21 protein-coding genes are annotated in these 18,960 nt (G+C 42.4%); 8 read left to right on the forward strand and 13 right to left on the reverse strand.

Annotated features, from left to right (window positions below; translation table 11 throughout):
- Positions 1-16 precede the first annotated feature (16 nt).
- The 13 genes from DK188_RS12740 to DK188_RS12800 all read right to left on the reverse strand — a co-directional run bounded on the left by DK188_RS12740 (position 17) and on the right by DK188_RS12800 (position 11,547).
- On the reverse strand, positions 17-868 hold the full coding sequence (locus DK188_RS12740; protein ID WP_111671207.1) for a transketolase: 852 nt from the start codon (positions 866-868) through the stop codon (positions 17-19).
- Between the two features lie 9 nt (positions 869-877).
- Complete coding sequence (gene bcp / locus DK188_RS12745; RefSeq protein ID WP_111671208.1) at positions 878-1,327, reverse strand: thioredoxin-dependent thiol peroxidase; 450 nt, start codon at positions 1,325-1,327, stop codon at positions 878-880.
- Between the two features lie 30 nt (positions 1,328-1,357).
- Positions 1,358-3,235 carry a M23 family metallopeptidase gene (locus DK188_RS12750; protein ID WP_111671264.1) on the reverse strand — a complete coding sequence of 626 codons (1,878 nt, stop codon included), beginning with the start codon at positions 3,233-3,235 and terminating at the stop codon, positions 1,358-1,360.
- A complete protein-coding gene (locus DK188_RS12755; RefSeq protein ID WP_111671209.1) occupies positions 3,222-3,833 on the reverse strand; it encodes a fumarylacetoacetate hydrolase family protein in 612 nt (203 codons plus the stop codon). The genes DK188_RS12750 and DK188_RS12755 overlap by 14 nt, the downstream gene beginning before the upstream one ends.
- 202 nt (positions 3,834-4,035) lie before the next feature.
- Positions 4,036-4,731, reverse strand: coding sequence for a DUF4377 domain-containing protein (locus DK188_RS12760; protein WP_111671210.1), 696 nt, complete (start codon positions 4,729-4,731; stop codon positions 4,036-4,038).
- A 4-nt stretch (positions 4,732-4,735) separates the two neighbouring features.
- Positions 4,736-5,434, reverse strand: a complete 699-nt coding sequence (locus DK188_RS12765; protein ID WP_111671211.1) for an SGNH/GDSL hydrolase family protein — start codon at positions 5,432-5,434, stop codon at positions 4,736-4,738.
- A gap of 79 nt (positions 5,435-5,513) precedes the next feature.
- Positions 5,514-6,554: a S66 peptidase family protein gene (locus tag DK188_RS12770; RefSeq protein ID WP_111671212.1), complete on the reverse strand. Its 1,041-nt coding sequence runs from the start codon at positions 6,552-6,554 to the stop codon at positions 5,514-5,516.
- A 136-nt stretch (positions 6,555-6,690) separates the two neighbouring features.
- Positions 6,691-7,278, reverse strand: a complete 588-nt coding sequence (locus DK188_RS12775) for a hypothetical protein (protein ID WP_111671213.1) — start codon at positions 7,276-7,278, stop codon at positions 6,691-6,693.
- The gene (locus DK188_RS12780; protein WP_111671214.1) at positions 7,268-7,780 is read right to left on the reverse strand and encodes an RNA polymerase sigma factor; all 513 of its coding nucleotides are present in this window, start codon (positions 7,778-7,780) and stop codon (positions 7,268-7,270) included. The genes DK188_RS12775 and DK188_RS12780 overlap by 11 nt, the downstream gene beginning before the upstream one ends.
- Positions 7,777-8,631 (reverse strand): alpha/beta fold hydrolase, encoded by an 855-nt coding sequence (locus DK188_RS12785; RefSeq protein WP_111671215.1) that lies wholly within the window; start codon positions 8,629-8,631, stop codon positions 7,777-7,779. The genes DK188_RS12780 and DK188_RS12785 overlap by 4 nt, the downstream gene beginning before the upstream one ends.
- A 456-nt stretch (positions 8,632-9,087) precedes the next feature.
- Entirely contained in the window at positions 9,088-10,374 is a 1,287-nt protein-coding gene (locus DK188_RS12790; protein WP_111671216.1) for a D-alanyl-D-alanine carboxypeptidase, read from the reverse strand.
- 1 nt (position 10,375) lies between these two features.
- Positions 10,376-10,768, reverse strand: coding sequence for a DUF423 domain-containing protein (locus DK188_RS12795; RefSeq protein WP_111671217.1), 393 nt, complete (start codon positions 10,766-10,768; stop codon positions 10,376-10,378).
- 104 nt (positions 10,769-10,872) lie between these two features.
- Positions 10,873-11,547, reverse strand: coding sequence for a YggS family pyridoxal phosphate-dependent enzyme (locus tag DK188_RS12800; protein WP_111671218.1), 675 nt, complete (start codon positions 11,545-11,547; stop codon positions 10,873-10,875).
- A gap of 49 nt (positions 11,548-11,596) precedes the next feature.
- On the opposite strand from DK188_RS12800, the gene DK188_RS12805 reads away from it, so the two are divergent.
- From DK188_RS12805 to DK188_RS12840, 8 genes are all read left to right on the forward strand, one after another.
- Positions 11,597-13,147 (forward strand): GH3 family domain-containing protein, encoded by a 1,551-nt coding sequence (locus DK188_RS12805; protein WP_111671219.1) that lies wholly within the window; start codon positions 11,597-11,599, stop codon positions 13,145-13,147.
- Positions 13,144-13,767, forward strand: a complete 624-nt coding sequence (locus DK188_RS12810; protein WP_111671220.1) for a LysE family translocator — start codon at positions 13,144-13,146, stop codon at positions 13,765-13,767. The genes DK188_RS12805 and DK188_RS12810 overlap by 4 nt, the downstream gene beginning before the upstream one ends.
- Positions 13,768-13,803: 36 nt before the next feature.
- Positions 13,804-14,403: a DUF6992 family protein gene (locus DK188_RS12815; protein ID WP_111671221.1), complete on the forward strand. Its 600-nt coding sequence runs from the start codon at positions 13,804-13,806 to the stop codon at positions 14,401-14,403.
- Positions 14,404-14,475: 72 nt separating this feature from the next.
- The gene (locus DK188_RS12820; protein ID WP_111671222.1) at positions 14,476-15,012 is read left to right on the forward strand and encodes a DUF4136 domain-containing protein; all 537 of its coding nucleotides are present in this window, start codon (positions 14,476-14,478) and stop codon (positions 15,010-15,012) included.
- A gap of 87 nt (positions 15,013-15,099) precedes the next feature.
- Positions 15,100-15,438 carry a zinc ribbon domain-containing protein YjdM gene (locus tag DK188_RS12825; RefSeq protein WP_111671223.1) on the forward strand — a complete coding sequence of 113 codons (339 nt, stop codon included), beginning with the start codon at positions 15,100-15,102 and terminating at the stop codon, positions 15,436-15,438.
- A gap of 204 nt (positions 15,439-15,642) precedes the next feature.
- Positions 15,643-16,881, forward strand: a complete 1,239-nt coding sequence (locus tag DK188_RS12830) for a bifunctional alpha/beta hydrolase/OsmC family protein (RefSeq protein WP_111671224.1) — start codon at positions 15,643-15,645, stop codon at positions 16,879-16,881.
- Between the two features lie 97 nt (positions 16,882-16,978).
- Positions 16,979-17,260, forward strand: coding sequence for a DUF427 domain-containing protein (locus tag DK188_RS12835; RefSeq protein WP_111671225.1), 282 nt, complete (start codon positions 16,979-16,981; stop codon positions 17,258-17,260).
- 24 nt (positions 17,261-17,284) lie between these two features.
- On the forward strand, positions 17,285-18,781 hold the full coding sequence (locus DK188_RS12840) for a BCCT family transporter (RefSeq protein WP_157963237.1): 1,497 nt from the start codon (positions 17,285-17,287) through the stop codon (positions 18,779-18,781).
- The last annotated feature ends 179 nt before the right edge of the window (positions 18,782-18,960 follow it).

Raw genomic sequence — 18,960 nt, forward strand, 5'->3', positions numbered from 1 at the left:
CTTTTGGAGGGAGGAATTAATAATCACCGAGGGTTTCTTCGAGTTGACCCAACGCTTTGGCAAGCTGCTCATCGTTAGGAGGAGAGCCATGCCACTTGTGCGTACCCACCATGAAATCGACTCCAAAGCCCATTTCAGTGTAAAGCAAGTTCAATACAGGTTTTCCTTTTCCAGTCATCGACTTCGCTTTTTCCAAACCTTCAATGACAGATTTCATATCATTGCCTTCCTTGATTTCATTCACTTCCCAGCCAAAAGCTTCCCATTTGGCCTTGAGGTTCAGTAGATCCATGATTTTGTTCGTTGGACCATCGATTTGCTGCCCATTGTAATCTACAGTAGCAATCAAATTGTCAACTTTGTGGTGAGCTGCATACATCGCTGCTTCCCAAACCTGTCCCTCTTGTAATTCACCGTCACCCATCATCACGTAGACAAGGGTATCGTCCTTATCGATTTTCTTAGCTTGAGCTACACCCAAAGCCACAGAAAGTCCCTGACCAAGTGAACCGGAAGCTACTCGGATACCCGGTAAATGCTCATGGGTAGCTGGGTGCCCCTGAAGTCTGGAGTTTAGCTTTCTGAATGTTTTTAGCTCAGAAACAGGAAAATAGCCACTTCTGGCAAGGACGGAATACCAACCTGCCGATAGGTGTCCATTGGATAAGAAGAATAGATCTTCACCTTTACCGTCCATTTTGAAGTCGGGATTGTGGTGAAGCTGGTCGAAGTACAAGGCGACGAAAAATTCAGCACATCCAAGGGGTGCGCCCGGGTGACCTGACTGAACGGCGTGAACCATTCGTAGCACATCTCTTCTGAGCTGAGTACAGATTTTTTGGAGTTGTTCAATTGATTGTTTTTCCATTACATAGGTTTATTTTAGGATTTGAGCCGTGTGATTTTTGGTGTCGACCTTTTCGATCACCTCTGCTATTTTTCCTTCCTCGTCGATCACAAAAGTAGTTCTGGCGGTGCCCATGTATTTACGTCCGTACATGGATTTTTCTACCCAAGTACCGTACGCTTCATGAACTTTCAGATCTGTGTCTGCGATCAGAGAAAAGGGAAGCGATTGTTTTTCAATGAATTTTTGGTGGGATTTTTCAGCATCAGAACTGATTCCGAGTACGACATATCCCGCCTTAAGCAGTGCGTCGTAATTGTCACGTAAGTTGCATGCCTGAGCGGTGCAACCCGGAGTGGCATCTTTAGGATAAAAGTAAAGCACGACCTTCTTCCCTTTGTAGTCGGAGAGCTTGATCGTTTCTCCTGTTTCAATTTTAGCTTCGAAATTTGGGGCCATTTGGCCTACTTCTAGAGACATACTGTTTTTGTATTTGTGTGGAACAAAGATTTAAGAAATGGTACCCCTCCATTCGGCAACATTGCCTGCCATGTCGGTCACCTTTAGTAAAACTGCACCTCTCAGCGGTTGTTTATCCAATGTTTCAGACCAAATCACGGCTTGCTTATGTTCATAGCGCATCAGGACCCATTTGCCATCTACAAATGCTTCAAAATTGCGAATCCCTGAGAGATTATCCTTGATCGTAAATCTCATTCCCTGACCATTGACTCGAATTGGTGTTATTGTTGGTTTGACATCGTCAACGGCCAAAACAAAACTACCAAAATTTCTGGTTTTGAAGCGGATTTGTCCACCGTCCCATTCGCCTCCGGCAAAAGATCTTGATCCATTAGGGGAGCGCAGGTACACATGAGTCCTGCCTTTGTCACCAATATACCCACTTACATCCCAAGTCACTTCGATGGGATTCCATAGGTATTCGGTCGTTTCTTGCATTCGCAGGATAGGAGCACTTTCCGAGCCAGATATGGAGGCCCGTAAGTACAAGTCCTCCAAAAGACTGGTTTCCTCAGTCCGAATTTTTAACTTATCCGTGGCAAGCAGCTGTTCTTTTCCTACAGGAAAATGACCAATCAGCTCAGGGATCAAAATTTCTGAACAAAGGTCAATCTTGCTTGGGATTCCAAATCGCAAATCCCAAAGGTAGGTTCGAGTTTGGGCATCCTGATAGGCAGGAAGGATTTCGTAGACATTGTTGCCTATGAAAAATTGAGCAAGACCACCTTTGTCTGTCTGGGCGACTTTGATTTTCATATGATGCTTCATATAGCTCGTCTGAGCCTTGGCAGGAGCTGCTCCATCGGAGATTGTAGAATCCAAATCTGCTCCTGTCAGCGTCAAATTGACCATTCTTGCATTCTTATTTGCATCCAAAAGCTTGACGGTCACAGCACGCTTTTCTCCGTGAGCCAATTCAAAATACCCCGTTTCGGGTACATTTGGGGTGAAATACTCAAACTTTAAATTAGGCTGATGGTAAAGTCGGGTGAAGCGATTCTGGTGCGTATGCAAAAGAAAATGTCTCGTGAAATTGAAATCGACCCGATCTACATGTAAGGTATATAACAATCCACTAGCATCTGAAACCTCAAATCGGGGAAAGCCATTTTGATTTTCGGCTCCGTCGAGTTTGTCATAGGCTTGGATTTCCAAACCTACTTTCCCAGTGACACGAATGGTCTCTGCAATTCGGTAGCTGCCTCCGCTCAAAACTGGCGTGATTTCGATCCGTTGAAATTTACCATTGACACGGCTGTCGACCTCAAGGGGAACGATGGCGATCTTTTGAGGAGTAGGGGGGATGTTGTCCAGGATCTCAGGGAATCCTGCCAAAAGCGGGTCCATCGCCCTGTCCAAGCTATCACGAATTTCAAAATGCAAATGCGGGCCGCCTGAACTTCCTGTATTTCCTCCATTGGCGATTAATTCACCTTTTTTCACCAATAGCTCTCCGGGTTCGGGATAGACTTCCAATTCATTTTGCTGGGCGTCATACATTTTCTGACGCATCCATTCGGTCAGCTTTGGATTGAAATTCCTGAGGTGACCATAGAGCGTAATGTGTCCCGAGGGATGTTTGAGGTAGATGACGTTGCCATAGCCAAAGGATGAGACCTTGATGCGATGCACCCAACCGTCGGCTGCTGCGTAGATCGGCTCGCCCTCTGTTCCGCCAAACTTGTAATCCAAGCCAGTATGAAAGTGGTTTGGACGTAATTCAGAAAAATTACCCGAAAGGTAATTTCTTCCTCCCGGTTTTACAGGTGAGCGAAAAACCCCTTTTTCAATTTGCTGCGCAGAAAGCTCAGAAACGAAGAAAAAACCAAGAAAGAGGGTAAGCGAAAAAAGATTATTTAACTTCAAAATCAAGCATTTTTTCTGTTCCAATAAATCCAGCTAGGTGATCACCGACTTTCACTGGGCCAACTCCCGCGGGTGTTCCGGTGTAAATCAAGTCTCCTTTCTTCAACGTGAAAAACTGAGATACATAGGAGATTATTGTAGCAAAATCGAATAGCATCAGACTTGTATTCCCTTTTTGTTTCAATTCACCGTTGATTTCCAAGTGAAAGTCAATATCCTTCAGATCGCTAAAATCACCAACAGGCTTAAAGCTTCCAATTGGTGCAGAACCGTTGAAAGCTTTGGCAATTTCCCAAGGCAAACCTTTGGCTTTGCACTGATCTTGCAAATCGCGGGCGGTAAAGTCGATCCCCAAACCGATTTCCTCAAAATACCGATGCGCAAATTGAGGCTGGATATACTTCCCTTCCTTGTTGATTTTCAATACCAATTCTACTTCGTGGTGGATATTTTCTGAAAAATCAGGGTAGAAAAATGGAGCGCCTCCTTTTAACAGTGCTGTATCCGGCTTGAGGAATACGACTGGTTTTCCGGGTTTTTCGTTTTTGAGTTCTTCAATATGTGCCGCGTAATTGCGACCAATGCAAATGATTTTCATAAAATAGGTAGGCTGGATTTACCGAAAAGCTGATTCACTTTGAAGTCGTGAAAATAAGCATATCTTCGGCAAAGTGAGGATTGAAAATAAGCAATTCTGAGATTTGTACTCGTCTGGAAAAAAGGCGATGAAGACATTAACTTCCAAAAATTACCAGTATAATTTAGGGTATTTTGCCAAATGTGTTTCCAACTGAATAAATTCAGTCTACAGCCTGAAACTTGATCAGAATTGTTCCAAGTGAATCAATCAAATGAAGCTGGTTGTTTTCAAGTTTGTACTTCCGAGTATCAATTAAGGCTTTTCCAATCGCCTGTTCCACATTCATATCCGGACAAGCCATCATCGTACTTGCACCAGGACCCAAAATAAGATTTTCAGCATCAGCTTCTTTGATTCCACCTCGAACTGAATTACAGCCCATATCGCCAAAATAAGTTCCTGCGCTTCGATTGATCTCAAAGGTTAAGGCTTCGCCGGTTTTGAAGCTTTTCGGGTCTTTGAACTCTCCGACTTCCAGTACTTTCCAGATATTGGTCAGCCTCAGGCTTGCATCAGGTTCTTTGCTCATGATTTCCACTAGTTTGAAATTTAAAGAGGAAGCGTCTGCAGGTATGGGTTCGGATTTTTTGCTGATTTCCACTTTTACCTGATACAGGTTTCCTGGTTCGTATCCGAAACCCTCAATCTGGTTGTAAAACAGTTCCCAACTTCCGCTTTCTAGTTTATCGCCTTTTTGGATTTGAAAGCAGGACATCGGTCCTACGCCTGTGCAGTCCACTTTTGCAGAGTTGATCCACCAGATTTCGATGTCATTTACATTTTCAGTTGAAGTCTCTTTTTGGCAGGAAGTAGCTACCAATAGTGTCAGGTTGAGCAAAAGAAGCAGTGATTTCATGGGATTAAAATTTCATGCTTTGAACTTCAGTCAAAATCTTTTCTGTCCATCTAGAATAAACCAAACCAGAAGGATGAAGCTGATCTTCCACGACCATTTCAGGATTGGCTCCAATGGCACGGTAATCTTCTGTAATATCAATATAAGTGACTTTGTACTTGTTGCAAACGGCTTCTTTTGCAGCATTATAGGCATCAATTTCCTTTGCAACTTTCGCCTGATCAGATTTTCGATTTACTGCAAATGGAGTCACTCCCCAGTCAGGAATTGAAATTACCACCACATGCTCTTTTTTGCCTCTGGCAAATTCAATCGCCCGTTGAAGCATGGCCTCAAACTCCTTTTCGAAGTCGGCTACTGGCCTTCCTCGGTATTGATTATTGACGCCGATAAGCAAGGTGACCAGATCATAACCTTCAGATTTGGTAGTTGCTGCGTTGATTCCAGCATCTAGTTCGTCGACGGTCCAACCTGTTTTGGCAATAATCTGAGGAGCTGAAAAATTAACCTTTCCTTCATTTTTGAGCATTGTTACCAGTTGAACGGGGTATCGGTCATTTTCAGGAACTCCTTCTCCAATGGTGTAGCTATCGCCAAGGGCGAGGTAGGATAATGGTGTGGTCTTTGACATGGGTTCGGATAAATCGGTGCTTTTGCAGCTCAAGAAGCTAAAAGCGATGATGAAGAATAATAGTATTTTCATGGGCAGTTTAATAGGCAATCAAAGGAGATTTAATCTAGTAAATCCTTATTTAAAATGGTCTTTGGACAACTTTGATTTTTTAAGAAAACACCTGATTCAAAATCGTAAATGTCCCTTTATCCGCATCCATTCTTACTTTTGCTCCCACAGGGATGATAAATTGCTTTGGAATATGACCGATCATTGCGCCGGTGTAGGCAGGAATTCCAAGTGGCAAAATGTACTGATCCATAATCTGATCTACTGTGAAAGAACCATAGCCGCCACCCGGTGTGCAGCCTGAACATTGACCGAAAATAAAGCCTTTGATTTTGGCTAAAGTTCCATTCAGTTGTAGCGTACTCATCATCCGATCGATCCGATAAGGATCCTCTCCGATGTCCTCAATGAATAAAATAGCGTCTTGAAATTCAGGATAATATGGAGTTCCTGATAAAGCTGAAAGAACGGTCAAATTCCCTCCTAAAATGGGACCTTCTACAATTCCACCTTTAAGAGTTTGAATCCGATTTCCTTTGGAAACAAGGTCATCTCCTTTGCTTGTTTCGTTTTGGTAAGTGACCAATTCCCGTTCAAAAAAGACTTTTTCGAATTGTTTCACATTAAAACTGTTCCAACTTCCGGTTCCATTTTGCCCATGAAACGTGATCAAACCGGTTTGACTGTAAATCGCACAATGTAAAGCGGTAATATCCGAATAGCCCAAGATCGGTTTTGGGTTGGATTTGATGATTTCATAGTTGATCAAAGGAAGAATTCGTGCTGCACCTGAACCACCTCGGATGCAGATCACAGCTTTGACTTCCGGGTCAGTGAACATTTGATTCAGATCATTTGCCCGCTCTTCATCAGTTCCGGCCAAGTGTCCAAAACGGTTTTTGAGGTTTTCTCCAAGCTTTACATTAAATCCTAAAGCCTCCATGGCTTCTTTAGCAAAAGTAAATTCCATGCGATCGGCAGTCGCGGCTGATGGGCTGATGATTCCGACGGTATCGCCCTTTTTTATGGATTTGGGTAAAAGGGGAGAGGGGAGGTCTACATTTTTGCTAAAATCAAAACTTAGAAATGGTATTGATCCTGCAGCAAATCCTATTGATTTTAGAAAAGTCCGTTTGTCCATTTTGGAAATATTTTGGGTGAAAATAGTGCCTTTTTGCTTAAGCTTTTAAAATTCTTGGCTTCGACTCTGCTCAGCCTGACAAAGAAATAGATATGGCCTGACAAAGAAAAACCCTGCCAAATGACAGGGTTATCATTCAATTTTCTGCTGCATTGAGTAGTTTTTCCAATTGCCTGATCACAGGTCGAGATTCGACATCAAACTTTCTCTGCTTCTTTTTTAAAGTGAACCACATAATCCCTGCGACAAACAAAGTTGCTCCTATATGGGCTATTAGCCTGAACTTTAATTCCAGAGGGGATAGTACTTCCAAATAGCCCAAATTGATCGCTAAAGCCAACAAAACTCCATACGTAATCATGTGCTTTTGGATGATCTTGCCCCGGAGATTGAGCTTTTGAAGTTGTTCTTTCAGATAGTCCCGCTGATTATAAAGCTCGGAATCTTCCACCTGTCTCAGAAGTGATTTACTGTTTAGCCAGAGGACCCAAGCCATGCCAAAACTGATAATCAAAAGCGTAAGAATACCCAAAAGACTGTCTTTGAGCGGAAGCGCATAGACCAAAAAAATGATGGTAATCGGGGTGCAAACCAAACCGATGATCCATTCCATTTTTTGTTTCTTTTCGGTTGCTTTCATTTGTTGAATCAGACCGCCAAGGTCAAAATTGCTTGCTTTTTGGCTCTGCCAAAGTTGTTGTATATCGTTGAAGTTAGTTTCCATGAGGTTGGGGGTTGAGTTTTTGGGTTAAAGCTGCTTTGATCCGGTTGACTTTCACAGCGACGTAATTTTCAGAAATCCCGCTGATCTCAGCGATGGCTTTGTAAGCGGTATTTTCCAAAAGAAGCGTTGCAATCACCCGATCCAATTCTGAAAGTTCATTGATGGCTTGATAGAGCAATTGAATCCGGATTTCCTGTTCTGATTGGTAGTTTTCTGGTTCGCTTAGATCCAGATTTGCTGGGATTTCGGTATGCTTTTCGCCTTTTTTCTTTTCCCTTGCGGAAAAAGTCAGGGCAGTGTTATACGCTATCCGATAGATCCAGGTACTGATATCGCTTTCGCCTTTAAAACTGTCCAAATGCCGCCAAATCTTGATCAAGATCTCTTGGAAAAGGTCATTTGCAAGTTCCTTTTCCCTTACAAAACCTAGGCAAAGTCGATACACTTTGTCTTTGTGACTTTGGTATACGGCTTCAAACTGAAGTTCTTTTTGACTTTTCATTTAAGAAATTGGTTCACTTTTTCCATAAACCATTCTGGGTTGTCCCACATGATGAAGTGGTGAGCGGTTGGCGCCATTTCAATTTGGACATTATTCGCTAATTGATATTGGGTCTCAAAGGTTTTTTTGACGCTTTCTTCAGTCAATCCATAGGCTTTGCCCGAATGCCATGCTCCTAGGACGAGTATTGGTGTAGAAACTTCAGCCAGCTCATCCCGATAATCTGTCGTCATCAATTCAAAAAGTGCCTGAGCAGTCGTCTCCCGATCACTTTCCAAGGACCAGTCCACCGCGATTGGAAGTTTATTCGTGTTGGTAGTCATGACAGGCATGGAAATCTCCTGCTGCGCCCGGTATTGCTCGGGGCTCTGAGCGATCATCAATTGCTTCATTTGAGTGGCCATTTCTACCATATTTTCCTCAGTTGCTGCGGGATTAAAGGCAGCGGAGTAAAAGGGAAAGGAGTCGACGATGATGGCACGATCAATTTTATCAGGGATGCTCCGGGATAGCCTGAGCGAGAGAAATCCGCCGAGGCTGTGTCCGATTAGTGTTACTTTTTCAGTTTGTTTGTTGATGTAATCGGTGATCAAACCTTCCATAGTGGAAATGAATCCCTCTGGCATTTCTATTTTGGGATTGGTGCCAAAGCCTGGAAGCGTGAGGACATGACATTCGAAGCTTTCAGAAAGTTGAGAAACAGTTTCGTCCCAAACCTCCCCAGAAGAAGCAAGTCCTGGAATGAGGATGATTTTTGGTCCCTTGCCAGAGACTCTGACATCCAAGCCTTGAGTGAATGAAGTAGATAAACTTCCAAAAAGAATGAAGTAAAGAAGGAATAGCTTTTTCATGGTTTGTGCTTTTTTTCTTCTTTAGACCGAGTGGCCTTGGAAACCTTACAGTGTTTTTGAAAAAAATGAAATTTTATAAAAAAAACTCATGAAATACGTCGATAATTACGAGACCGAACTCTTTTTCCGCTTACCTAAAAACTCCATCACTTCTGAATTTTGGGATTTTTTTTTCGTTCTTTTGGCTTGACCCAAAAGAACCAAAAGGTCAAGATTTGCCAAAGCTCCTACCGCACGTGGCCAAACGCTGGCTCGCTGGCAAATCCTCCCATCGCGCCTATCCGATTAATATTTTGTGCTAGAAAGGCGGAGCTCAAACGTAGTTTCGCAGCATGGAGGCCAACCAATGACAAAAACTTTTAATCCTTTTTTTGTTTGCAAAGGAGTTATAAAAACTTTAGAGTAAAACATATAAACTTCCCAACCATCGGTCATCTGACATCCCGCATCAACCACCTACAACATATCCCTCACCATCACCAGCACCTTTTCCATTTCTTTTCGGACTGTGGAAGCGGAATAAGGGTAATTGGAATTCATAAAAGCCATGCCATACACTTTTCCGCTTTTGGTTTTGATTATGCCAACCAGACTGTGATTGTTGGCCATTGTTCCTGTTTTGGCAAAAACATAGGGAGTAGCTGCTTGATAGCTGTTTTTTAGCGTTCCAGTTTTCCCACCTGTTGGCAGCAACTCATACAATTGATTTTCGGGAAGGAATCGATAGATCTTGTCAAAAAGTGTAATCATCGAGCGTGGCGTGAATAAATTATGACGGCTGAGTCCGCTTCCATCTACCCATTTGGGTTGGTCTGGTAGGTCAGAAAGGTGGGTTTTCAGGATGTATTCGATCGCTCGCTCGGTATCCAACTCTTGAAAAAGGCGATCAGAGATCATAAAAAGCAATTGCTCCGCGATGAAATTGTCGCTTTCGAGCATCATTTCTTTTAGCAATGGAAACAGCGGCGAACCACGAAAAACCTGGTGATTTTCAGGGAGACTTTCTGTGGAATAAATCCATTTTTTACCTGTCGCCTCGGCAGCTAATTGAACCAATAAATCCGGTTGGGTTAGGAAAGGAATGTATTTCTCTCTGCCCAGAAAAGTGGCTGGATTGTAGGAAAATGTGTTGCTGTGGAAATCCCGCTCGAGTTCTTTGATCGGTTTGGTGGTCATCCGGATAGCGGACTGAAAAAGTAGCGGAAAAACGGTGGGTTGATTTCCCACTTTCCGCACCTCTACCAAATTCCCATAAATCGGTAGCGAACTCCGCTCCGCAGAATAATCGTAGTAATAATCATCCCATTGCCAGCCATATCCAAAGCCAGGGGAAACCTGATTAGCATCTGAGAATTGGACAACCGAGTAGGGGCTGAGCAATTTTTGAAAATCAGGCTGAATGAATTCCTTGTATTTCCAACTCGGATCCCCGCTTCCCCAAATCTTAATCGTGTCGCCTGAGGTGACATATCGGAGCGTTTGGGTGCTGTCCTGCAGGATTAGAATACTTGCAAAAAGTGTCCAAAGCTTGGTCGTCGATGCAGGGACAAAGCGGATTTGGGAGTTTTTCTCAAACAAAACCTGCTGCGAATCCAAATCATACAGCATAAATCCGGTGAGGTGTCCGCTGAAAAAACTTTGGTCACCAAGTGCGGATTCAAGTTTGGAAAATTGGTCTCTGGAAAGCTGAGGAAAGGCTAACTGAGAGACAAAAAGCAGTACAAAAAGAAAGGAAAAACGCATGTTAGATTTCACTTTGCTTTGCTGAAATCGTGCCCCAAAACAAGCCTAACCAGCCCAAAATAAATGCTACGCCACCCAAAGGAGTAATTGCTCCCAACCAAGTGATGCCGCTCAGACAAAGCACATAAAGTGATCCTGAGAAAATCAAAATTCCTATAGTAAATCCCCAAAAGCTCAAGCTTAACTTTTTCCATTTTGGCTTTACAAAAGCTAAAATTCCCAACCCAAAAAGAGCCAAAGAATGGTAGAAATGGTATTTGACAGCAGTTTCAAAAGTTTCCAATCTACCGGAAGCTTCCAACATCGATTTCAGTCCATGAGCGCCAAAAGCTCCTACTCCTACGGCAATTGCGCCAAAGATTGCTGCGGTTTGGATGATTGTGGTTGGTTTCAAAAGAGTAATAGTTATTTGTTATTGAGTTATTTAAATCTAGGGGATCGGTTAATGGCCTATTGAAGGAAAATGTGTGTGAAATTTCAAATCTCAAACTCCAAATCTCAAATTTTTCCTCTGCTTCCAAATATCGCCGATCCAATTCGCACCATCGTGCTTCCTTCTTCCTGTGCGATTTTATAATCCCCGCTCATTCCCATGGAGATTTCTTTCAAATCAACGAAATCGGGGAGTTTACGGCCTTTCAATTCCTCAAAAAGTTGCTTCAACCCGTTGAATTCTTTCCGGATCTGATCTGCATTTTCAGTAAAAGTGGCCATGCCCATCAGCCCAATCACCTTCACATGAGTCAATTCGGCAAACTCTTGTGAACCCAGCATTTCCTCCAATTCGGCTCGATCAAAACCAAACTTACTTTCCTCCTCAGCGATATGGATTTGGATCAAAACGGAGATCTGGCGGTCGATTTTTTTACCCTGCTTATTGATTTCCTGAAGTAATTTGAAAGAGTCCACACCATGAATCAGGTGGACAAAAGGCGCGATGTATTTGACTTTGTTGCTTTGCAAATGTCCGATCATGTGCCAACGGGTGTCAGCTGGCATCTCAGGCTGTTTGGCTTGGATTTCCTGAACTTTATTTTCACCAAAGTCCCGAATACCAGCTTCATAAGCAGCTTTGAGATCAGACAGCGGCTTGGTTTTGCTGACTGCGATCAACTTGCAATATGAATTTGGAAACGATTTCTTAATACCTTCTAGATTGGCTTTGATATCCATTTTCTATTTTTAACAATTAATTTTTCTATAAACCCGCCAAAACAAAGATATGGCAATACTCAGCAACTTGCTCAAAAAAGGCATCAGACTCCGGGAGAGTTTGGAACAGGAATACTCCAGCCCGATAGATCTCCAAAAAGAGCAATTGAAGAAGCTCCTCCTTAAAGCAGAACAAACTGAAATCGGAAAGAAATACGATTTTGATAAGGTGTTGCGAAGCTTCAGAAATGGAAACCAGGAATTTTATGACAAGTTTAAAACCCAAGTTCCAGTCTATGACTACAATTCAATTCATGCTGAATTTTGGCATAAACTGCAGCAGGGAAAGAAAAATATCACTTGGCCGGGAGCTGTGAAATACTTTGCGCTGAGTTCGGGAACTTCAGGTGCAGCCTCCAAATACATACCGATCACCAAGTCGATGGTAAATGCTATTCGGAAAACGGGAGTCCGACAGATTTTGAGCCTTTCGAAATATGATTTGCCGGCATCACTTTTTACCAAGGGAATATTGATGCTCGGAGGAAGTACCGATCTGGAGTTCAACGGAACCTATTTTTCCGGAGACTTGAGTGGAATCACTGCCAGCAAGCTTCCAATCTGGCTCCAGCGATTTTATAAACCGGGCAAAAAGATCGCAAGAAACAGGAATTGGGGAGATAAGTTGGATCAGATCGTGGAGCAGGCCCGAGATTGGGATATCGGGATTATTGTGGGCGTGCCGGCATGGCTGCAGCTGTTGATGGAAAAAATCATCGAACGGTATAAAGTCAAGAATATCCACGAAATCTGGCCTAATCTGCAGATTTTCGTTCATGGCGGTGTTTCATTTGAACCGTATAAAAAAGGCTTCGAAAAGCTGCTCGGCAAGCCGCTGATCTACATCGAAACCTATTTGGCATCGGAGGGATTTTTGGCATTCCAAGCCTTGCCCAATCGAAAATCCATGCGGCTGGTGCTGAATAATGGAATTTTCTATGAATTCATTCCTTTTAACGGAGAGAACTTTGATGAAGAAGGAAACGTCCGCTCCACTGTTCAAACTTTCAAAATCGATGAAATCGAAGAGGGAAAAGATTATGCTTTGCTGATCACGACCTGTGCCGGAGCTTGGCGGTATTTAATTGGCGACGTTGTCAGGTTTGTCTCCAAAGAAGAGTCTGAGATCATCATTACAGGACGCACCAAGCATTTTCTTAGCTTATGCGGGGAGCATCTATCAGTCGATAACATGAACAAAGCCATCGAACTGACGGCTGAAGAACTCAATTTCCGGGTGAAAGAATTCACCGTTTTGGGAGTGCCTTACAAAAGTCTCTTTGCACATCACTGGTATGTAGGTTCTGATGATGAAGTCGATTCTGAAAAACTGCAGGAACTTCTCGACGCAAATCTCAAAGCCTTGAATGACGACTATGCCGTTGAGCGAAAGCATGCCCTGAAAAAAGTCTATGTCGACGTCTTGCCATCAGACCTCTTTTACAAATGGATGAAAAGTCAGGGAAAAGAGGGGGGACAGCATAAATTTCCACGGGTTTTGAAGGGGGAGAAAGCTGGAGATTGGGTTAAGTTTCTTTCAGAAAACGGCCATTCTAAATGATCCAATCACTTTTGGAAGGGATCAGCATGGGGCTTTTGCTTTCAGCAATAGTGGGTCCCGTGTTTTTCACTTTGATCCAAAACAGCATGGAGCATGGGTTTCGCTATGCAGCCATGCTTGCCTTTGGGATTTTGGTCAGTGATTCTCTATATGTGATTTTGACTTTTTTTGGGATCAAGTTTCTTGCTGACACGACGTATTTTGAATTGGTTTTAGGTTATGTCGGAGGTATGATTTTGGTTGGGTTTGGAATAAGCTCTCTGGCTAAAAAGCAAATGATCCGTCCCAATTCTGGTGGTTTAGAACTTCCTCATCAGCGAAAGCGGACTGCTTTTGTCAAAGGATTTGGAGTCAATGGAGTCAATCCGTTTGTGCTGCTTTTCTGGATTTCGATCGCGAGTTTGGTTTCTTTGAAAACAGATTGGAGTGGTGGGCAAGTCCTAAATTACTATGTAGGGATTTTGATGACTGTCTTTGCAATTGACTTAATAAAAGCCTTTATGGCCAAGCAATTGTCCCATTTGATGACGCCTCGGCTGATGTGGCTTTTGAAAAAGGGAGTGGGCCTGGTGATGATTTTCTACGGATTGCGAATGATTTGGATCACTTACAGCGGCTAAGAAAAACTTTAGCACTTCAAAACCTGTTTCAATACCATGAGAAAACCTTATTTCAGCTTTGGGCTACTTTTAGTGGTATTTTGTTTTTTTTCGACCCAAGCTTTAGCGCAGGAGATTCCCGCTTTAGCTGATTTTAACCAAACCAGATTGGATTACAACAAGCAGGGAATGATGATTTTGGGTTCTTGGGCAGTTGGAAATATGGTCTGGGGTGGGATAGGAGCGAGTCAGACCACAGGCGAGACCAAGGCTTTCCACCAAATGAACCTGTATTGGAACTCGGTCAATTTGGTTATCGCAGGTTTTGGCTATTGGCAAGCAACAAAAGAAACTCCCGGAACAGATTTTTGGACTACCATGGAAGCACAGCAGGGAATCGAAAAAGTATTGCTTTTGAATGGAGCCTTGGATTTGGCATACATGGCCGGTGGATTATACATGAAAGAGCGTGGATTAAGAAAAGACAATTCGAGATTAATTGGTTTTGGTAAATCTGTCATTCTCCAAGGAGCCTTTCTTTTGGCTTTTGACGGGGTGATGTATGGCTTTCATCAGGTACATGGAAAAGAGCTGCCAAACTTGGTTGAAAATATTAGTTTGGGACCAATGGGAGTGAATTTTAAAATGAATTTCTAAAATTTTGGTTGGTTTTAATCTACTTGTTGAATAATCCGTAATTTTAGTTGTTTCCAAGACAATCCTCGAAATATGAAAAATCTATTCCCACTGCTCCCTCTAGTTTTCGTTTTGGCATCATGTAGGGTTTCAGAAGTCATCTCTGTGGATACCCTCGCAAATTCTCAACTGCTGAAAGAATATCAGACTTTTAAAATGATCGAGGAAGATTATTCAGATAAACGAAATGAGCGAATCAAACTCACCTTCAGAGACAAACTGATCGAGTATGGATTTGAGGAAGTTTCCGAAAACCCTGATTTTTTGATCCAGGGAGTGATAGTTTCTCGAGAATTCATTAAAGAAGGAGGGCAGTTCTACAATTCCTCCATTCCGGGTCCCTTTTATAGCGCAAATAATTCTGGCAATTCAGTTGTCAGCGGTGGGCAAAATTCAATTATAAACCGAGGAATGATCGGAAAGGTGATTTTTATTATTCAAGACTCCCAAACCAATGAAATTGCATGGATGGGCTCCAGTTCGGGAGTGATTTATGGAGGTGGTCGTCAGTTTGATCTAGACAAAGTGGATCTAGTCCTTCATCAGTTATTGACCTCGCTTTATGAATAGGACCGTTTAGTAATCCAATCTATACTAATTGCGGTTTACCAAATCTTAGGACAAGGCTTAGGTATAAATATTTTTTATCTTTGTCCCATGGAAAATTTATCACCTTGCCCCAAGTGCAATTCCGAATACACGTATGAGATGGATAACCAGATGGTCTGCCCAGATTGCGGCCATGAATGGGATCCAAATGAAATAACAGAAGTAGAAATCGGTTTGGTGGTCAAAGATGCCAATGGGACAATTCTTACAAATGGCGATTCGGTTGTAATTGCGAAAGACCTTCCGGTGAAAGGTGCTCCCAAATCCATCAAAGCAGGCACAAAAGTTAAAAATATCCGATTGGTGGAAGGTGATCACAACATCGACTGCAAAATCGACGGTTTTGGCTCCATGGCACTTAAGTCTGAGTTTGTAAGAAAGGCATAGGACGAGCAGATTCTTCCTCGGGATTTTTTCAAAGGATCAAGAATAAAATCAACCGATTGATCAAGGATTCATCCATTAAATAATGGAGTTTTCTGGGCTTTCTACCTTCCTAAATGCGTAAATCAGGGCAAATTTTCTTAGGGTAAGAATTCATGGTTTGCTATCTTATGAGAGTTTACCATTAATTTTTGAATCCGAATTCCCATGAAAATCCAAGAATTGTTTTTTACCAATGCATCTGGAGAAAAGCTTTCGGCAAGACTTTACCATCCCTTGGATGAAGTGCCTAGGTTTTTCGCAATTTTTGCACACTGTTTTACCTGTTCCAAAAACTTCAAAGCCGTAACCAACATTTCCGATAGACTCAGTCAACTGGGAGTGGCAGTGATGAGTTTTGATTTTACAGGATTGGGTAGGTCTGATGGGGATTTTGGTGAATCGGGATTTTCGTCCAATGTTTCTGATTTGATCCTTGCTTCCCAATTCCTTGAGGAAAACTTTGAAGCTCCAAAGTTGATCATTGGACATTCGCTAGGAGGAGCGGCAGCCATTTTAGCCGCAGCAAAACTCGAAAGTATCCAAGCGGTAGTCACTATAGGTGCTCCTTCCCAGCCTAATCATGTCAAGCGTCTGTTTGCGAATGATGTGGACAAAATCGAAAAAGAGGGAAGTGCAGAAGTCAATATAGGCGGGAGACCCTTTACCCTGAGTTATGAGTTTATTCAGGATTTGGAATCCCAAAATCTTCTGGAATTACTCCATGGAATGCGCAAAGCATTTCTGTTTATGCATTCTCCTCAGGATAGCATAGTGGATATCTCCAATGCGGCTGATTTGTACCAAGCTGCCTTTCATCCCAAAAGTTTTATCAGCTTGGACAAAGCAGACCACCTCCTTGGTGATCCCAATGAAAGCAGATATGCAGGTGAGGTCATCAGTTCCTGGTCAAAAAAATACCTACCAACCGAAGTATCTGAAAATGATGTACAAGGTCATGAGGTAAAAGTCCGGCTATCAGGAGATTCTTACACTGCGGAGGTAATGACACCTTTTCATCACCTGATTGCTGACGAACCAGAGTCAGTTGGCGGAAATAACCTTGGACCTACTCCCTACGACTTACTGCTGGCTTCTTTGGGCACTTGTACTGCAATGACCCTAAAAATGTATGCGAATCGAAAAGGTTGGGCTTTGGAGGAAATCAACGTCTACCTCAATCATGAAAAAATCCACCAAAATGACAGTGTTTCAGTTGAAGACTCGAAAAATTCAAAATTGTCCAAATTCACGAGATGGCTGGAGATCAAGGGAGATGTCACTGATGAAATGAAAGAAAAGCTTCTGGAAATCGCGGATAAATGCCCCGTACATAAAACTTTGCATGAGCAAATTACCGTAGAGACTTTTTTTAAAACACCTGAATCCACTGGTGGAAAAGAATGAATTCTGAAGTTTTTGAATTAAGGGAACTTATACTGTCTGAGACAGTTTTAAAGAGTAGTTGTTGAAAATTTTAAGCTTAAAATAAATCTGGAACTTTATGAAAGCAATCTGGAATAACCAAGTCATCGCAGAGAGTGATCAAACAATCGTCATCGAAGGAAATCACTATTTCCCTCCGGATTCGGTTAAAAAAGAGTTTTTCAAAGCTTCAGATACCCACACAGTCTGTCCATGGAAGGGGACAGCGTCCTATTTTTCTGTAGAAGTTGATGGATCAACCAATAAAGACGCTGCCTGGTACTATCCCGAAACAAAGCCTATGGCTTCAGGAATCAAGGGGTATGTTGCATTTTGGAAAGGTGTCAAAGTCGAAAAATAAGACTTTTCCAAAACGGTAATTGAATTGAATCCAATCACAGCCAAATCCAATCCATCCATTTTACTCCGGCTGACTGCTGTAGTATTGTCGACTTTCCTGATTTGCGTTTTATTTTTCAATGATTATTTGATTGATAACCTGAATGATGGGACTGATTTTGTCCTGTCTCTTTTTGGAGGATACTATCTTTTTTTGGGCCTCAGTTGTGTATTCTTGATGCTGTCAGTAGCACTTCTTCCACTGGGGAAAATCAAGCTTGGAAAAGGAAAACCAGAGTTTGGGTGGCTTTCTTGGATCGCAATGTTGTACTCCACGGGGATGGGCGGAGGACTGATTTTGCGGGCTGTTCAAGAGCCCGTCTATTATTTTCAGAATCCTCCCAGAGTGAGCGACTTGGATCCTATCAACTTCTCGCTGCAATACACTTTTTTCCACTGGGGTTTTACTCCATGGGCTTTTTATGGGTTGATGGCACTGATCGTGGCCTACAATCTTTACATCAAAAAAGGGACTGCCTTGAGTTCTTCTGCACTGTTAGGCAAATGGAATTATCCGTGGCTAGCAGGATTTTTGGACCTGTTGACTGTAATCTGCACCTTATTTGGCGTGGTAGCAGGAGTAGGGCTGGGAAGTAGACAACTGATGGAAGCAGTAGCCTATTGGACTGGATCCAGCTTTTCTCAAAATGCCGTCATTCTACCCATTTTTTTGGTGTCTGCGATAGCGATGGTCTCTGCATATTTTGGAGTCAGAAAGGGAATCCGGCTACTTTCCAATTTGAATATTCTGGGAGCAACACTTCTTTTGCTCTTTGCGTGGATAATGGGCAATACTTGGGGGTCTGTCACTCATTTTTTCGCAGCAATTAAAATGTACCTTATTGATTTCGTCACGATGAGCCTCAATTATGGAGAATCCAAAGTCACTCCGGATTTTTTAAAGGACTGGACCTATTTCTACTGGGCATTTTGGCTATCCTGGGCACCATTCACGGGAGTTTTTATCGCAAGAATTTCCAAAGGCAGATCTATCCGGGAACTTGTTTTTGCCACACTATTTATTCCTGCACTGGGTACATTTATTTGGTTTTCGGTCTTTGGTCTGAATGGTATTGAACTGATCCAATCTGGCCAGATCGCTCCTGAGTCCTTTTCTTCGATCTATAGTTCTTTATTCAACTATTTCTCAAATTTCCCTTTTTCTTTGCTAAGCAACTTACTTGTCTCTTTGCTAATCGCAACGTTTCTGATCACCTCGATCGATTCGGCAATTTTTGTGTTGAGTATATTTTCTGATGAGGGAAAAGAAGAACCAAAAAAGAGAATCCGTTTTTTTTGGGGAATTAGTATTTTCCTATTCACTGGGATTCTGGTTTGGTTAGGTAAAGATGAGCTTTTACAAGCCGTAAGTAATTTATTGATTCTGTGCGCCTTGCCGTTCAGCTTTGTTTTTCTATTTCTGATCTTTCAATTTTTCCGAAGGATAGTTAACCTACATGTAAATGAAATCAAACAGGACTAGAATGACACTCACTGAAAGGGCTATCGGCGATGCAGGATTTTCTCGAAGAACTATGGGCTCATACAATCCGGCAAAAAAAATCTAAATAAAACTCCTGAAATGCCCTTAAGAATAAGTCTTCACAAAGGAGTAAAGTTATTCAAGGCATACCAAGTGGACTTTGTAATGCAAATGATAAT

Origin of the sequence: Algoriphagus litoralis, assembly GCF_003259255.1 — a bacterium.
Taxonomy (GTDB): Bacteria; Bacteroidota; Bacteroidia; order Cytophagales; family Cyclobacteriaceae; genus Algoriphagus; species Algoriphagus litoralis.